The sequence below is a fragment of the Gordonia rhizosphera NBRC 16068 genome (genome assembly GCF_000298195.1).
In the GTDB taxonomy this organism is placed as follows: Bacteria; Actinomycetota; Actinomycetes; order Mycobacteriales; family Mycobacteriaceae; genus Gordonia; species Gordonia rhizosphera.
This window is the reverse complement of sequence record NZ_BAHC01000055.1, coordinates 24,179-41,087: the sequence shown is the minus strand read 5'-3', so window position 1 is coordinate 41,087 and position 16,909 is coordinate 24,179. Positions and strand designations below refer to the sequence as shown.

General features: G+C 66.8%; 13 protein-coding genes. 7 read left to right on the top strand and 6 right to left on the bottom strand.

The window, feature by feature from the left end; translation table 11 throughout:
- The first annotated feature begins 87 nt into the window (after positions 1 to 87).
- Positions 88 to 738 carry a GAP family protein gene (locus GORHZ_RS05895; protein WP_006331234.1) on the top strand — a complete coding sequence of 217 codons (651 nt, stop codon included), beginning with the start codon at positions 88 to 90 and terminating at the stop codon, positions 736 to 738.
- A gap of 16 nt (positions 739 to 754) precedes the next feature.
- Here GORHZ_RS05895 and GORHZ_RS05890 read toward each other — a convergent pair whose 3' ends face one another.
- Positions 755 to 2,650, bottom strand: a complete 1,896-nt coding sequence (locus tag GORHZ_RS05890) for an alkyl/aryl-sulfatase (protein WP_006331232.1) — start codon at positions 2,648 to 2,650, stop codon at positions 755 to 757.
- A 113-nt stretch (positions 2,651 to 2,763) separates the two neighbouring features.
- On the opposite strand from GORHZ_RS05890, the gene GORHZ_RS05885 reads away from it, so the two are divergent.
- The 6 genes from GORHZ_RS05885 to GORHZ_RS05860 all read left to right on the top strand — a co-directional run bounded on the left by GORHZ_RS05885 (position 2,764) and on the right by GORHZ_RS05860 (position 10,407).
- Positions 2,764 to 4,362 carry an MFS transporter gene (locus GORHZ_RS05885; protein WP_006331230.1) on the top strand — a complete coding sequence of 533 codons (1,599 nt, stop codon included), beginning with the start codon at positions 2,764 to 2,766 and terminating at the stop codon, positions 4,360 to 4,362.
- Between the two features lie 269 nt (positions 4,363 to 4,631).
- A complete protein-coding gene (locus GORHZ_RS05880; protein WP_006331228.1) occupies positions 4,632 to 5,894 on the top strand; it encodes an ABC transporter substrate-binding protein in 1,263 nt (420 codons plus the stop codon).
- A 130-nt stretch (positions 5,895 to 6,024) separates the two neighbouring features.
- A complete protein-coding gene (locus GORHZ_RS05875) occupies positions 6,025 to 8,031 on the top strand; it encodes an ABC transporter permease (RefSeq protein WP_006331225.1) in 2,007 nt (668 codons plus the stop codon).
- Complete coding sequence (locus GORHZ_RS05870) at positions 8,024 to 8,908, top strand: ABC transporter ATP-binding protein (RefSeq protein WP_006331224.1); 885 nt, start codon at positions 8,024 to 8,026, stop codon at positions 8,906 to 8,908. Before GORHZ_RS05875 ends, GORHZ_RS05870 begins: the two co-directional genes overlap by 8 nt.
- The gene (locus GORHZ_RS05865; RefSeq protein ID WP_006331222.1) at positions 8,905 to 9,663 is read left to right on the top strand and encodes an ABC transporter ATP-binding protein; all 759 of its coding nucleotides are present in this window, start codon (positions 8,905 to 8,907) and stop codon (positions 9,661 to 9,663) included. The genes GORHZ_RS05870 and GORHZ_RS05865 overlap by 4 nt, the downstream gene beginning before the upstream one ends.
- 72 nt (positions 9,664 to 9,735) lie before the next feature.
- A complete protein-coding gene (locus tag GORHZ_RS05860; RefSeq protein ID WP_006331217.1) occupies positions 9,736 to 10,407 on the top strand; it encodes a TetR/AcrR family transcriptional regulator in 672 nt (223 codons plus the stop codon).
- A gap of 9 nt (positions 10,408 to 10,416) precedes the next feature.
- On the opposite strand, the gene GORHZ_RS05855 is transcribed toward GORHZ_RS05860, so the two are convergent.
- From GORHZ_RS05855 to GORHZ_RS05835, 5 genes are all read right to left on the bottom strand, one after another.
- Positions 10,417 to 11,517, bottom strand: coding sequence for a DNA adenine methylase (locus GORHZ_RS05855; RefSeq protein WP_040530399.1), 1,101 nt, complete (start codon positions 11,515 to 11,517; stop codon positions 10,417 to 10,419).
- 183 nt (positions 11,518 to 11,700) lie between these two features.
- Positions 11,701 to 13,302, bottom strand: coding sequence for an FMN-binding glutamate synthase family protein (locus tag GORHZ_RS05850; protein ID WP_006331214.1), 1,602 nt, complete (start codon positions 13,300 to 13,302; stop codon positions 11,701 to 11,703).
- Between the two features lie 53 nt (positions 13,303 to 13,355).
- Positions 13,356 to 14,981: a LuxR family transcriptional regulator gene (locus GORHZ_RS05845; protein ID WP_040530397.1), complete on the bottom strand. Its 1,626-nt coding sequence runs from the start codon at positions 14,979 to 14,981 to the stop codon at positions 13,356 to 13,358.
- Between the two features lie 53 nt (positions 14,982 to 15,034).
- Complete coding sequence (locus GORHZ_RS05840) at positions 15,035 to 16,144, bottom strand: flavin-containing monooxygenase (RefSeq protein ID WP_006331212.1); 1,110 nt, start codon at positions 16,142 to 16,144, stop codon at positions 15,035 to 15,037.
- A 77-nt stretch (positions 16,145 to 16,221) separates the two neighbouring features.
- Positions 16,222 to 16,833 carry a hypothetical protein gene (locus GORHZ_RS05835; protein WP_006331210.1) on the bottom strand — a complete coding sequence of 204 codons (612 nt, stop codon included), beginning with the start codon at positions 16,831 to 16,833 and terminating at the stop codon, positions 16,222 to 16,224.
- Positions 16,834 to 16,909 lie beyond the last annotated feature (76 nt).

The window sequence follows — 16,909 nt, the reverse complement described above, 5'->3', positions numbered from 1 at the left end:
CAATATGCCCCGCCCCAATGCCGCAGTGGAGGAGTGGGTTTCGGCGGTAGGAATCGGTGGTCGTCGGCCGGAGGAAGGGATCGATCCATGGGCGCTGCACTCGGTGACCTGCTGCCGCTGGCCGTCGGGGTCGCGATCTCGCCGATCCCGATCATCGGCGCGATCCTGATGCTGCTGGGCACGCATGCCCGCACGACGAGCGTGGGGTTCGCGACCGGCTGGTTGGCCGGAATCGTCATCGCCACCACGGTGTTCGTGTTTATCGGCGGCGGCTTCGATGATTCGACGTCGACGACGAGCGCGTGGATCAAGCTCGCCCTCGGCGTTCTGTTGCTTGTCGTAGGGCTGCGGCGCTGGCGATCCCGCGACGAACAGTCGACCCCGAAATGGATGGCCGCGATCGACGACATGAGGCCGGTCCCCGCGCTGGGTCTGGGCTTCGCCCTCGCGGCCGTCAATCCGAAGAACCTGATGATGTGTATCGCCGCCGGTGTCACCATCGGTGGCGCATCACTGCCGGCGGGCTCGGATGTGGTCCTCGTGGTGGTCTACTCGCTGCTCGCCGCGACCACCGTCGTGATCCCGGTGATCGCATATCAGGTGTCGGCGCAACGTCTCAGGGAGCCCCTGGCCCGGCTCAAGGACTGGTTGTCGGCCCACAACGCGGCCGTGATGACCACCCTGATCGTGGTGATCGGAGCGATGCTGATCGGGAAGGGCATCACCGGTCTCTCCTGAATCCCCGTCCCGGCGGTCACGGGGTGACGATGGCGAAACCTGGATCCGGTCTGTCGAGGTACCCGGCGAGTTCGATGAATCGTCCGGGGTCTCCGGTCACGGCGACGGTCCCGTCCTCGACTGCGCTGCTCGGGTCGAGCCTCCCGAGCAGTAGTCGCATCAGGACCGGCCTGGTCAGCGTGAAGGTGGTCTCGGCGGCCGGCCGGTCGGTGGGGACATCGAAGTGGACGAGCAGGCCGTTGCGGAGTTCGGTGCGGTGGCGCCGCTGCTCGTCGGTGAACACCCAATCGATGACGATGTGCGCGTCCCAGCTCGCCGGTCCGTCGACCCGGAGCGCGACGGCGTCGAAGAACTGATCGACCGTCAGGGCGCCGACGATGTCGGTGGCGGCGGTCGTGGTCGGTGTGCCGACCGAACCGTTGCGCAGCTCGTAGGAACCCATCAGGAAGAAGTTGCGCCAGGTGCCGCACTCGGCGCCGTACCCGAGCTGTTCGTAGGTGTCGGCGAGCAGGTCGCGGGCCGCGGGGTTGTCGGGGTCGGCGAACACCACGTAGTTGACGACCTGAGCAACCCATCGGAAGTCGCCCTCTTCGAAGGACTTCCGCGCCTTGGCGAGTACCTCGTCGGCGCCGCCCATGAACTCGACGTGCCGTTTGGCAGACTCCACCGGCGGGTGTTCCCACAGGTGCGCCGGGTTGCCGTCGAACCAGCCCATGTAGCGCTGGTAAATGGCCTTCACGTTGTGACTGACCGAGCCGTAGTAGCCGTGGGTGTGCCAGGCGTTCTCCAGCGCGGGCGGCAACGCGATGTCCTCGGCGATCTCGCTCCCGGTGCGGCCCTGGTTGAGCATGCGCAGGGTCTGGTCGTGTAGATACCCGTACAGATCGCGTTGCAGCTCGAGGAACTCGGTGAGCTCCTCGGTACCCCACGTCGGCCAGTGATGGGATGCGAACAACACATCAGACCGGTCGGCGAAGATCGTGATCGACTCGGTCAGATACCGCGACCAGACGTGTGGGTCGCGCACCAGCGCACCTCGCAGTGTGAGCAGATTGTGCAGTGTGTGGGTGGCATTCTCGGCCATGCACAGCGCCCGCATCTGCGGGAAGTAGAAGTTCATCTCGGCCGGAGCCTCGGTGCCCGGCGTCATCTGGAACTCGATCGTGACACCGTCGATCGAATGGGTCTCGCCGGTCGAAGTGATGTCGATCGTCGGCAGGATCAGTGTCGCGGTACCGGTCGAGGTCGACTGCCCGAGTCCGGCGCCGACGGCACCGCGCGGACCGCGGGGGAGTGCCGCACCGTACATGTAGGCGGCGCGGCGCCCCATCGCGGTTCCGGCATAGACGTTCTCGGCGACGGCGTGTTCGACCATGCCGGCCGGAGCGATCACCGCACAGTCCCCTGCGTCGACGGACTCCTGGGTGATCACGCCCTTGACGCCGCCGAAGTGGTCGATGTGCGAGTGCGTGTAGATCACCGCTTTCACCGGCCGGTCACCGCGCTGCGACCGGTACAGCGCCAGGCCCGCGGCGGCGGTCTCGGCGGAGATCAGCGGATCGATCACGATGACCCCGGAGTCGCCCTCGACGATCGTCATATTCGACAGATCGAGACCGCGAACCTGGTAGATCCGCTCGACGACCTCGAAAAGACCTTGCCGCGCACACAGTTCGGACTGTCGCCAGAGGCTGGGGTTGGCCGTTGTCGGGCAGTCCTCGGCGAGGAATGCGAATTCGTCGCAGTCCCACACGGGGTTGCCGTCGGGACCCGAGATCACCGGCGGGTCGAGCGCCGCGATGAAGCCGCGATCGGCGTCGGCGAGGTCGCGGGTGTCACCGAACGGCAGATCGGATCGGGCTCGTGTGTTGGCATCGGACACCGTCTCGGTTGCTTGTATGGAACTCGACATTGAGTCTCACCTCGGTCTCGGTGGTAGGCAATCCCATTCCACCACGATCGGTGTCCGGTCCGGGCGTGGCCGTTGGGCCGGACGACACCGGTGTCACATCGTAGGCTCGGACCATGACATCGACAGAGGTGCAGTCTGACGAAGGTACTGCCCCCGACCGAGCCCCATTGGTCCTCGGAGCGTTGATCCTGGTGGCCGGCGTCGCCAACATCAACCTTGCGGTTGCCAATGTGGCGCTGCCCGACATCGGCAAGGACCTCGACGCGAGTTCCACCCAGCTCAATCTGATCGCGGTCGGCTACTCGCTGGGCCTGGCCGCCTCGGTGCTCTACTTCGGCGCACTGGGCGACCGGTACGGCCGCAAGCGGATGCTGGTCTACGGCATGCTGTTGTCACTTCCGGCATCGCTGGTCGCGGGGTTCGCGCCGAACGCCGACGTGTTGTTCGGCGCCCGGGTCGTCGGCGGCATCGCGGCGGGTCTCGCGTTCCCCACGACCCTGGCCATGATCACCGCATTGTGGACGGGAGCCAAACGCACCAGGGCCATCGCCGCGTGGTCGGCGCTCGGCGCGGCCCTCTCCGCGTCCGGGCCGCTGATGTCCGGAGCGTTGCTCGAGGTGTTCTCCTGGCACTCGGTCTTTCTCGTGACCCTGCCCTTGGCGGTGGTGGCACTGGCCGGCGCATGGTTCCTGGTTCCCAGAGACGGCGGTGACGAGCGGGCGACGGTGGACAATCTGGGCGGCATCCTCTCGATCGTTCTCGTCGGGGCGACCGTCCTCGCACTCAACTTCGCGCCCGTCCCGGGCGATGGGACCGCGGTCCTGGTCCTCGCCGGTGTCGCAGTGGTGGCCACGGTCGTCTTCGTCATCCGTCAGCTGCGGGTCCGGGTCCCGCTCTTCGACCTCCGCGTGGCCTCGCGACGGACCTTCTGGGTCGCCGCCGTCGGCGGCATCATCGTGTTCGGCACGCTGATGGGCACGATGTTCATCGGGCAGCAGTACCTGCAGAACGTCCTCGGCTACTCGACGCTGGCCTCCGGAGCGATGATCATCCCGGCGGCCGCGGCGATGGTCGTGGTCGCACCGCAGTCGGCGAAACTCGTGGAGTCGAAAGGGTCACGACTGACGCTGCTGACCGGGTACGTCTTCATCGTCGCCGGGTTGGTCACCATGTTGACCACCTGGAAGGATTCGGCCTCGCTGTGGGTGGTGCTCAGCGCGTATCTGCTGGTCGGTATCGGTGTCGGCTTCGCCGGTACTCCCGCGTCGCACTCACTGACCGGTTCGGTCCCCATCGAACGTGCCGGGATGGCCTCGAGCATGTCGGACCTGCAACGCGATCTCGGCGGCGCGATCATGCAGTCCCTCCTCGGTGCGATCTTGACGGCGGGCTATGCGAAGGCGTTGTCGGCGTCCATCGCCGCGTCACCCCACGCGAACGAGGTGACCAGCCAGACCGAGAGCGCCCTGACGAAGTCCTTCTCGAGTGCCGAGGTCATGGCCGAGCGTTACCCGCAGTACGCCGATCAGATCATCTCGGCGGCGCAGCAGGCGTTCGTCGACGGTGACGCACGCGCGTACGCGGCCGCGATCGTCGTCGTGGTCGCCGGGGCCCTCGTCGTGTTCTTCGGCTATCCGAAGCGCGCCGATGAACGCGTCGCGATGAAACGCTATGCGGCCGAAAGATACAAGGGGTCCGAACTCCCTCGGTAGGGATCCCCGACGTGCTGGGACAACGCCACTTTCTGGACGGTTGACCCACCTTTGGCGGGCGGGTGTTGTTCGCGCGCAGACTGTTTGACCGTGGCTTGACAGCTTGACACGGGTGTAAGGCACGCGATAGTTTGCCGGTGGTGGAGATCACATACCCGGATCTCACCCCCGGTTCGCCACACGGTGACCCGGTACTCCATCCCTGTAACTCAAGAGCCCCTCCGGGCTGATCGGTCGTGCCCGGAGGTCGGTGGGAAAGGCGTGTGAGAATGCTTAGGCGAACTGGGCGGGTCGTCGCGGCTGCGATCGCGGCGGCGTGCGTCTTCTCCGTTGTGTCGTGTAGCAGCGACGACAGCGGATCGAGCGATTCAAGTGCCGTCGACGAGAGCGGCGTCAAGGCGTCGGGTGATCCGATCAAGATCGGTCTGTTCAACCCGTCGCAGGGCCCGGCGCCCCAGCCGGGCGTGACGACCGGCAAGGATGCCGCGGTCAACTACATCAACAACTCGCTCGGCGGACTCAATGGCCGGCCGATCGAGGTCGTCGACTGCGGAGTCGACCAGACCGCTCCGGAATCGACGATCGCGTGTGCGAACCAACTCGTGCAGGGTGGGGTCGTGGCCGCCGTCGACGCGTACAACTCGGAGTCGCAGTCGGCCATGCCGATCCTGACCTCGGCGCAGATCCCGTTGGTCGGGCAGATCCCGTTCAACACCGCGACCGGGGCCTCCCCGGAGAACCGCGTCTTCTTCGGTCCCCCTCCGGCCGCGTTCCTGGTCGGCTTCATGCAGTCACTCAAGGCCGCCGGGAAGTCCTCGCTGACACTGGCGAATGCCGATCTGCCGCAGGCGCATCAGGTCTTCGACGGACTGCTCGTGCCGCTCGGCAAGCAGCTCGGCATCGACGTCAAGGCCGTGTACTACCCGCCGACGGGCCCGAACTTCACAGCTCTCGCAACGACTCTCGCCGAGGGCAACCCCGACGCGGCGGGCCTGATGACGTCCCCGAACGACAACACCTGCACCAAGCTGGCCCAGGAAATGCGGTCGGTCGGCTATCAGGGGACGATCTTCTTGGCCGCGTGCACCGAGTTCATCCAGACGATGGGTTCGCAGGCGGTCGGTGCGCAGACCTACTCACCGTTCTGGCAGCCGCCGGCGATCGACTCGACACCCGAGCCGGCAAAGGCCAACCTGCAGATCGCCGAGAAGTACATCAACGATGAGGACGGCACCCCCGACTTCTTCGCGTACGGCACGTTCTCGATCCTGGTCAACATGGCCAACGGGCTCAACAAGGCCGGGGTCACCGACTTCACCGGTCCCAACGTGCTGAACGGGCTCAAGGGGCTCACCGACTTCGAGAGCTTCATGGGTCCCACCGGGTTGACCTGCAACAAGCCCACCACTCCGAACTGCACCACCGAGATGCTGCTGTTCGAGGTGACCGCCGACAAGACCCAGACGCCTGTCGGTGACGGGTTCATCACCCCGAGCCCTGATGTGCTCAAGCTCATTCCGGGCGCCGCATAGGGAAGGTTCGGCAACACTGCTCTGACGGTGGGTCGGGCGACCTGAGCTCGCCCGACCCACCGTCCGTCACCGGATACATTCGCGCCGCTGTCGGTGAGACTCCGGGCGCGCCGATCGATTGGGTCACCGAATGGGTCAGTTCCTCCAATTCGCTTTCCTGGGCTTGTCCACAGGTGCCGTCTACGCCGTGATGGCGTCGTCACTCGTCGGCGTCTACGCGGCCACCGGGATCATCAACTTCGCACAGGGAGCCATCGGCCTCTGGGCCGTCTACCAGGTCGCCGCCCTCCGGGACGACGGCGGGCTCGTGCTGCCGATCGGGACCATCCCGCTCACCGGCGGTGACGACCCGATGCCGATGATCCCTGCGATCATCATCGGCGTCCTGTCCGCGGTCGTGTGGGCGATCGCCGCCCACCTGCTCGTCTTCCGGCCGCTGCGGACCGCGCCGGTGCTGGCGCAGGTCGTCGCCTCGGTGGGCCTGATGCTGTTCATCCAGGCGCTCGTCCAACTCCGATTCGACACCGGCACCCTGTTCGCGTTGGCCACCTTGCCGGACAAGACCATCGAGTTCGCCGGCGCCGTGGTGAACGTGTCCGACCTGATCCTCGCGGGCATCGCGATCGTGATCGCCGCGCTGTTCTGGGCCTACTTCCGCCTCACCCGCCTGGGTGTCGCGACCCGAGCAGGCGCGGAGGACGAGCTCGCCGCGCGACTGGTCGGCTATTCACCCGATCGTCTCGCCGCGATCGTGTGGGTCCTCACCGGCGCCGCGACGGGTCTGATCGTCATCCTCGCCTCGTTCACCATCGGACTCAACGTCACCAGTTACACGTTCTACGTCATCCCCGCACTGGCCGTCGCACTGTTGGGTCGCCTCACGTCATTCGGCGTGGCCTGCGGCGCCGGTCTGGCTCTCGGGTCGTTTCAGGCGATCATCACCTGGCTGACCACCAAGGACTGGTGGCCGGACTGGGCGCAGGCGGGACTCGGCGACGCACTGCCGTTCGTGGTGATCGTCGTCGCGCTGTTCCTGATGGGCGGCCGCATCCCGTCGCGCGGCTCGCTGGGCGAGGTGAAGATGCCCGCCGTGCGCATTCCCCGTGTCCGCCCGGTGCCCACCATCGCGGTGTTGGCGGTGACCGTCGTCGCGATCGTGATCACCTCCGGCACATGGCGATTCGGAGTGGTCACCTCGGTGATTCTGTCGCTGATCGCGTTGTCGCTCGTCCTTCTGACCGGTTATCTGGGCCAGATCTCGTTGGCGTCCATGGCCTTTGCCGGTGCCGCCGGTTTCGCGCTGTCCAAACTCACGGTCAACTGGCATGTGCCGTTCCCGTTCAGCATGCTGTTCGCGGCCCTGATCGCGACCGGACTCGGTGTCCTCGTCGGCATTCCGGCGCTGCGTATCCGGGGCGCGCAGCTGGCTGTGGTCACCCTGGCGGCCGCGATCGCCATCCAGGGCTTCGTGTTCAACAACCCGGCGATCACCGCCTACGAGGGCAACATCATCTCCGACCCGTCGCTGTTCGGGATCGATCTCGGGGTGCGTGACGGCACCAACCTGGTGACGCTGCGCTTTTCGCTCATGGTGCTCGTCGTCGTCGCGATCGCCACCCTCGTGGTCATGCGGTTCATGGCCGGGTCGACCGGCCGCGCGTTCCTCGCGGTGCGGTCCAACGAACGTGCGGCGGCGTCGGTGGGCATCAACGTCGCCGCCACCAAGCTCTTCGGATTCGCGCTCTCGGCGTTCCTAGCCGGTATTGGCGGCTGTCTGATCGGGTACAGCCGCGGGCAGCTGTCCGCTGGATCGTTCACCGTGATCATCGGTCTGGTCATGCTTGCGATGACCTATGTCGGCGGGATCACGTCGGTGTCCGGCGCGTTCATCGCGGGCATCATCGGGCCGCTTGGCGTCGGGTACGTCTTCCTGAATCAGACCCTCGAACTCGGCGAATACTACGACCTGATCGCCGCGGGTGGCCTGCTGCTGATGGCGGTGCTCAACCCGGTCGGTATCTCGGGAGCGGTCGGAGAATTCGTCGATCGTCTCACCGCGAGGCGTCACGTCATGTCCGACGGAGTGTCAACGCCTGCTGTGGCATCACCGAATACGAAGGCGGACTGCAATGTCTGAGACCGTGGCCGCAACTGCAACACAACCACTGCTGAGCACCAAGGGGCTGGGCGTCCGCTACGGCGGCGTCACGGCCAATGCGGACATCGACATCGCCGTGTCGGGTGGCGAGATCGTCGGGCTCATCGGGCCCAACGGCGCCGGGAAGACCACCTTCGTCGACGCGGTGACGGGCTTCGTGAAGGCCGAGGGCGAGGTCGTCCTCGACGGTCACCGCGTCGAGAAGACCAGTCCCCATCGTCGCCGCAACGCGGGGATGGCACGAACCTGGCAGGCCGGCGAGCTGTTCGCGGACCTGACCGTCGCCCAGAACCTGGCGGTCGCGGTGCAGCCGATCGGGTTGCGGGCTTTGCTCCTGGACGTGTTCACCGGCTCCCGGCCACCGGCCGGGGTCGTGGAGGAGGCGCTGGACCTGGTGGGTCTGGGCCCCGTCGCCGACCGTCGGCCTGGTGAGCTGACGCTGGGTCAGCAGAAGCTGGTCGGGGTGGCGCGTGCGCTCGTGGGCGGGACCCGGATGGTGTTGCTCGACGAGCCCGCGGCCGGTCTCGACACCCATGAGAGCCGTGAGTTCGGTCAAGAACTTCGACGCATCGCGGCCACCGGTGTCGGCATCCTGCTCATCGACCACGACATGTCGCTGGTCCTCGACGTCTGCGATCGGCTCTACGTGCTTGACTTCGGACGGGTGATCGCCTCGGGGTCGCCCCACGAGATCCAGGAGGATCCCGCGGTGGTCGCCGCGTACCTGGGCAGTGCCGAGGTACAGGGTGAGGAGATCGTCCCGGTCGATATCGTCGACGCACCCCAGAGCGACGGGGCGCCCGAGGTCGACGGGGCAACCGAGATCGACGGGGCACCCGAGAAGGAGGACTCATGACCAGCAGTTCGACCGTGTCCCAACCCGCGCTGCAGACCGGGGTCCTGGTCTTCGACGAGGTGACCGTCGGCTACGGAGGTGTGCCCGCAGTGCGGGAGTTCTCCACCGCGGTGGCGCCCGGAGAGATCCTCGCCCTGCTCGGTCCGAACGGCGCCGGCAAGACGACCACGTTGCTGGCCGCGGTGGGGGCGCTGCCGGTGATGTCCGGGACCATCAGCGCGCTCGGCGAGCCGATCCACAGCCATGTCGAGCGCAACGCCCGCCGCGGTGTCACCCTCGTGCCGGACAACCGCGGTATCTTCCACCGGCTCTCGGTGGTCGACAACCTGCGGTTGGCCCAGCGCAAGGGTGGGGGCAACCTCGCCGACGTCTATGAGCAGTTCCCCAAACTGCACACGCTGCGTGGGCGGCGGTGCGGCACCCTCTCGGGCGGCGAGCAGCAGATGCTCGCCGTGGCCAAGGCGCTGCTGACCAAGCCCTCGGTGCTGCTGATCGACGAACTCAGTCTCGGTCTGTCGCCGATCGCGGTGCAGGATCTGCTGCCGCGGCTGCGCACCCTGGCCGACGAGCAGCAGATGGCCATCGTGCTGGTGGAACAGCACATCGACCTCGCGTTGGGCATCGCCGATTCGGGGATTGTCCTCCACCACGGTCGGGTGGCACTGCGGGGCTCGGCGAGCGAGCTGCGGGAGCACCGCGATACCGTCGAGGACGCCTATTTCGGCCGGTTGGGCGGATCGGACAGCGCCGGTTGAGAGAGGTGTCGGGGGACGTATCGGATCGCGGTATCGCCCACCCGCTCAACGACCTGACATCAGGAGACCAGAGTGACCAACTCCGGACGAGCCGAGGGTTCGCGGAGCCGCAAACGGCCGCGTAACACCCGGAATCGGCCGACCGACGACGAACTGCTCGATGCCGCCACCTCGGTGATCGCCGAGGTCGGGGTCGAGCGGGCGACGATGGACATGATCGCCGAGCGCGGCGGCACCAGCCGGGTCACGCTCTACGCCCACTTCGGGTCGCGGGATGCGCTCGTCGACAAGGTGGTGGAGCGAGAGCTCGACCAGTTCACGCAGTGGATGTTCGCGGCCTACGACGACATCGCGGACATGCCCTACGGACAGCGGGCCCGGCGATCGGTGGAGGCCACCTTCGAATACGCGCGGCGCAACCCGGCGGGACTGCGCATCCTCCTCGGCCACCGGCAGGAGGCCGAGGACCCGGGCCGTCGGCTCTATCAGACCCTCGAGCCGCGGGTGGCCGCCCGTCTGCGGGAGAACTACGCGACCCGCGGGGCGCAGATCGAGGCCAGCGCCGACACACTCGCGTCGTTGCTGATCGGGATCAGTCTCGACGTCGCCTACCGCGCGGTCATCGTCGACAACGCCGACATCGACGTCGCCTGCGAGATCGCGGTGACCGCGACGATGGCCGTGCTGCGTGACGTCCAGGCCGAACAGCTACTCGCGCTCGATGCATCGCTGTCGAGGAAGTGACGGGTCCCCTCAGCGCTTCTCGACCAGATAGAGATGTTCGGTCACGTGCGTGGCGCGTCCGCCGAGGTTGCGGCTCCCCCGAAACGTGTTGTATTTCGAACGGAATTCGGTCACGGCACCGACCGCGGTGAGGATCTCGACCATGTCGGTCGGCGCGATGAACCCCTCGTCGTTGAAAGAGACGAGGAGGAAGCGGGCATCGAGTGCGTCCGTCAACTCGGCCATCCGGTCGGCGGACCGGCTGCGGACGTTGAAATCCGAACGGTTCCAGTCGGTCGGGATGCCCGACACCCGACTGATCTGCGGCGGCCGCCGGTAGTCCGTCAGCAGATTGAGCATGAAGTAGTTCGAACCGTAGGGGTGCTGGTTGTAGGGCGGATCGAGATAGGCGATGTCGACGGGGCCGGTCAGGTCGGGTAGCAGGCTGGCGTCGACCTGCAGGACCCGCTTCTCCGCGTCGTGACGGCTCAACACCGGGGGCGCGATGCGGATCGTGCCGCGAATACGAGCCAACGCATCCTCGCCGGCCCCGCCGAATCGTCCCAGACCGGTGTGCTTGTCTTTGTAGAAACCTTTGAAGACGCCCGAGGTGTTGGCGTGTATGGAAGCCTGGGACAGCAACGGCGCCAACAGGAATGGCTGTAGCTGTGGGTCGAGCTGACCGATCAGCCAGGCGTACGCGTCGAGTCGGCGGGCGTTGTCGCGCGTGTAGAAGACCCGTTCACCGGGACGGATCGCGTCGTCGTCGTCGGGGGCGTAGAGCTCGGAGATGAATCCGTCCACGGTCAGGCCGCTGTCGACCTGCTCGCTGACGCGGTGGACGAGCGAGGCGATCTCGTCGAGGTCGACGTCGCCCAGGTTGGTGAGGTGGCACTCGCTCATCACCCGTGCGTAGGACTCGAGGTCGTTGGCGATCACGACCTTCGCGCGGGCCTTGAGGAGCCGGGACACGACGCCGCTGCCGGAGAACGCGTCGAGCACGGTCAGCCTGCGGCCCAACCGCTGCTGCACATGCGCCGCGGCGCGGTCGATCAGGGGGAGCAGGGCCCGCTTGTTCCCGAGGTAGGTGAGCAGCTGATCGGACAGGTACCGTGGGTCCTCGTCCGGCATGTCCACCTCGAATCGTCGGTTGGTGCGGACATGATCCCACACCCACTCCCCACCCACCCCCATTCGCCGCGCACCGGCGCACACCTCGCTTCTTCCCCCAGAATTCGGGCCATTCCCCGTCTGTGCAGGTGGAGGATTGCCCGACTTTCGGGGGACGAACCACCGGACGAACTCCTCATGGACTCAGCGGACGGTGACGAAACCCGCCGGTGCAAACGAATCCGCATCGGCGGACGTCCAGTCCTCGACCCACGATTCGGGAGTGTCGTCGATCAGCTGTCCAAGACCGAGCCATTCGTAGATCTCGGCATACGAACGTTGCCGGGTGACCGAGATCCGCTTGCGCAGCATATGCGGTGAGAGTTGCGACGGGTGCTCGACTCCCATGGAGGCCATCAGCCGCATCGCTTCGTCGACCGTTGCGTGCTGGTAGCGGAAGACGCGCTCACTCTTGTCGTCGACGTCCAGAGCACGGGCCCGTCTCGGATCCTGTGTGGCCACACCGACGGGACATCGGTTGGTGTGACATCGCTGCGACTGGATACATCCGGTGGCCATCATCATCGCCCGTGCCGCGTTGGTGAAATCGGCACCCTGGATCAGTCGCCTGACGATGTCGTTGCCGGTCGCGACCTTGCCGCCGGCACCGATCCGGATGCGTCCGCGCAAGCCGGTGCCGACGAGCGCGTTGTGCAGGGTCATCAGGCCGTCGGTGAGCGGAAGGCCCACGTGATCCTCGTATTCGAGTGGGGCAGCGGCGGTTCCACCCTCGGATCCGTCCACGATGATGAAGTCGGGTGTGATGTCCTCGTCGAGCATCGCCTTGCAGATGGCCAGCACATCCACACGTGACCCCAGGCAGAACTTGAAGCCAACCGGCTTCCCGTTGCCCAACTCGCGCAGACGTGCCACGAAGCCGACCAGCTCCCGTGGTGTGGAGAACGCGGAATGGCTTGCCGGGCTGACACATTTCTCGCCGGCGGGAATGCCCCGGTAGCGGGCGATCTCCGGGCTGACCTTGGTGGCCGGGAGGACCCCGCCGATACCCGGTTTCGCCCCCTGACTCAGCTTGATCGAAATGCACCTCACCTGGTCGATCGCGGCTTTGTCGGCGAACTGGACGGGATCGAAATGCCCGTCGGTGGTACGCGTGCCGAAATAACCGGACCCGATCTCCCACACCAGGTCCGCCCCGCCGAGATGGTAGGGCGTGATACCGCCCTCACCGGTATCGTGGGCGAATCCGCCCTTCTTGGCTCCGTTGTTCAATGCGCGCAGGGCATTTCCCGACAGCGCCCCGAAACTCATGGCCGAGACGTTCAGCAGGGCCATGTCGTAGGGCTGACGGCAGTCGGGCCCACCGATGCGGACCCGGTGCGGTCGGGGTGTGGGGTCGACCGGGGCGGTGGAGTGGACGAGGTACTCGTAGCCGTCGGAGTCGATGTCACGCTCGGTTCCGAAGGAGAGCTCGGCCGACGTGCCCTTGGCACGCTCGTAGATGAGAGTCCGGACATCTCGGTCGTAGGGGCGGCCGTCGAAATTGCGCTCGATGAAGTACTGCTGCAGCTCGGGGCGGATGGCTTCCAGCAGGAAACGCATATGCCCGACAACCGGGTAGTTCCGCAGGACAGAGTGCCGATGCTGGAGGAGATCGAAGACGCCGACACCAGCGAGTGCGGCAACGATGATCGCCGGGATGTACCACCCCCACGGGCCGAGGATTGCCACCGCGATCAACGCCGCTGCTGCCACCACAAGGGCAACGACACCCCAGAGCCGGATCACCGCATACCTCCTTCTTCGCCGACGAGTGTACGCAGGGCTACCGCCGCCGGAGATCACATGAGACCGTGCTCGTAGGCGTATGCGGTGGCCGCCGAACGTGTGTTCACGTCGAGTTTGGTGAAGATGTTGGTGAGGTGGCGTGACACGGTCTTCTCGCTGAGCACCAGCTCGGCAGCGATCTGGCCGTTGCTGCGTCCGGTGGCCACGAGTCGCAGGACCTCGACCTCACGATCGGTCAGTCCGGCGGGGAACCCCTCCGGCGTGAGCAGCCCGGCGACCTCGTCCGCGGCGGGCTTCGCGCCCAGGTCGACGAAGGTCCGGTGCGCCGCCGCGAGTGTCGCGTCGGCCGAACGTGTGTCGGAGAGGGCTCGCAGCCCGCGGCCGATGAGCACCTGAGCGCGTGCCGTCTCGTAGGGGCAGTCCAGATCGATCCACAGCTGGCGGGCCTTACGGAGATAGGGCAGCGCTCCGGCCGGATCGCCGTCGGACAACTCGACCGCTCCCGCCGCATAGGCGGCCATCGCCTGCAGTGCGACGCAGCTGAAACCGCAGGCGATGTGGTCGAGTTCCCGCGCGGATTCCCGGGCCTGCTCGAGTTCGCCGGCGGCGATGAGGATCTCGATAGCTGCGGGGAGGATTCGTGAGCGCTCCACCGGCTGTTGGGATTCCACCAGCAGCCGACGGATCGCACCGAGTGCGGCGTCGCGGCGCCCGCGCGACAGCCAGAGCAGCGCGAGCCCGGGTTGCGGCTCGTAGCCGAACTCCGCCGCCTGCTCGTAGGAGTCCTCCGCGCTGTCCGGTTCACCCGTCAGCCGGTAGATGTCACCACGCAGGGCCAGGGCGAAACCGGCGGCCGGTGAAGACGTCTCGCGGTAGCGGCGTAGCGCGTCATCGAACTCGGTGATGGCATCGGAGAATGCGCCGTGCAACGCACAGATCTGGCCGCGGTGAACCGCGCATTGCCCGCGGTAGGGCACCAGACCCGGCTGCCTGTCGCACCACTGACTCAGCGCGGCCGTCCAGGCCGCGGCGCGACCGAAGTCCGAGACGTCCTGGCAGCCCTCGATCATCGTGCAGTACACCATGCCGGCGAACACCGCGGACACCTCGCCGGCGGTCACCGACACCATCGCCTCGTCGAACAGGGCGAGTCCCTCCCGAACATTGCCGCGTTCCAGGATGATCCGCCCCTCCGCGGAGATGCCGGCGGCGAACAGATCGGGATTGGCGAAGCGCCTGCCCGCGTCGGCGACACGGCGCGCGGACTCCGTCGCCTCGTCGAGTTCTCCGACCGCGAGATGGGCGTACACGTGGTTCATCTCGAGATACCCGCGCTCCTCGACGTCCTCGTCGAACTCGTCGAGGAGCCGTTCGGCCCGCGACGCCCACCCCTGACCGACCGCCGGCTGGCCGGCCATCGACATGATCATCGCGATCCAGCACGCGCGCCGAGCCGCACCGAGGGTGTCGGCGTCGTCGATACAGGTCTGGAACGCCCGCTGGAGGGCCTCGGCGGCCGTCGAATCGCGGCCGACCAGGTAGGCAGCCACGGCGAGATCCTCGAGATCATCCGCCGACAGCCGACCCTGGTCGATCGACTCCCAGGTGCGCAGCGCGGCTCCCCACTCTCCGGCGTCGAAGTGCTCGCGGGCGCGCTCGAGTTCGTCGGTGACCGCCATCGACATTCACCTCCTCCTCGAGCGTAGAACGATCCACCCGGGGAGTCGGCGTCTCAGGCCGGTTGATGCATCACTGTGCTGTCCTGAGCGGCCCGCTCGGCGATCCGGTCGGCGATATAGGCGGCATCGCGCCCGACACCGGGCAGGACCATCGAGCTGAACGCGTACTGGAATGCGAGGCCACAGAAGTAGAGTCCGGGGACGTTGTCGACGACGCCGCGCATCTCCTCGGGCCATCCGTCGTCGCCGAGGACCGGTAGATGAATCCAGTCGAAGACCTGACGGAAACCGGTGCACCAGACGATGTTCGTGACGTCGAGGACCTCGCCGTCGGCCACCTCCGGCATGCCGCCGCGGCTGCCGGTCACGCGCTGTCCGATGCGCCGCACACCCCGCTTGCGCAGGTCTGAGTTCTTGACCCGGAGCGCGGGGGCGCCATGGTGGCGCACCTTGGGCATCTCCTTGCGGCCGATCGGTGTTCGGCGGGTCAACACATGCCGCCAGGCGAACACCACCATGGGGAACAGCACGTGTGCCCGCATCGACTCCGGGCGGAACGGGATGGATCCGCAGTCGCGACCGCAGAGAATCGTCGGGTGTGATTCGGCGACCTCGTACGCGATGTCGAAACCGGAGTGCGACGCGCCGACCACCAGCGTCGGGCCGTCCCGCAGCTGGGCCGGGCGACGGTACTCGCTCGAGTGCAGCTGCAGGATCGACGGGTCCAGGTCGGCGGCGCAGTCGGGGATGTTGGGCGTGCGGCCGAAGGTACCCGTGGCCACGACGACGTTGCGGCAGGAGATCGTTTGCGATCCGGTGCGGACGAGGAACCCGCCGTTCCCGTCTGCGTCGACGGACTCCACCCGGGTGTTCAAGCGGACCGGCAGGTCGAACCGTCGTGCATAGGACTCGAGATACTCGCCGACGGAGTCCTTGCCGGGAAATGACCACCCCGGTGCGGGGAACGGGTAGCCGGGCAGTCCGTCATAGCGAGCCGGGGAGTAGAGCCGGAGGCTGTCCCACTGTCTGCGCCAGTTGTCGCCGACGCGGTGGTTGGCGTCGAGGACCACACAGTCGTGGTCGCGTTCCAGCAGTTGATATGCGGTGGACAGGCCGGCCTGACCTGCCCCGATGATGACTGTTTCGATGTTTGTGGTGGACATACCCCGACGCTAGGTCGGCGCCGGTGACCCTCGCATCGGACGCATATCCCATCCCGGTCACGCGCCGGCTGGGAGATTCACCCCATGCCCTGCACCCGCGGTGGCGGGTCTGTGGTGAGCGGGTGCCACCATTGCTGCTCGCCGGGACGAAGTCTGATGTGCGAGAGGGTCGCATCGCGTCGTGAACCCGGCACGACGTGATAGCGGATGCTGGCGCGTTCGCTGACCAGGGCGAGCGGCCACCACAGCGCGCGCACGTAGCGGTGCGCCAGGTCCTCGCGGTCCCACTCGTAGACACCCCGGTAGACGTTGTTGCCGTCGTGGGCGATCCACAGTTTGGACACGAAGCCCGGGAACCCGACGAACAATGGTGTGTTCAGCAGACTTTCGATGCGGAAGAGCCGGTGGGCGAATCGGTTCGACCCGACCCACCGGAGGCGGAAACCGACGATCAGGGTCACCGGCTCGGTCGCCTTGCCGAGGTCGAGCACGGTCTCCCGGTACACCCGCCCGACGGTGCCGTCCGCGAACGGTATCTCGTGCCCGACGTTGTGGCGGGGGAGGTGGACCCGCCAGGTCAACAGCAGGATCGCGGTCGTGACGGCGCAGCTCAGCAGGCGCCAGAGGGCCACGGGGGAGGGCAGCGGCAGGACACCGTCGGCGTCCGCGGGGTCGGTGGCTCCGGCCACGGGCGTGCCTTTCGCGCGGACTGATCGGTCACTTGGAAGTAAACACAAGAATCAACGAGCTCGCGAGAGGAGATCA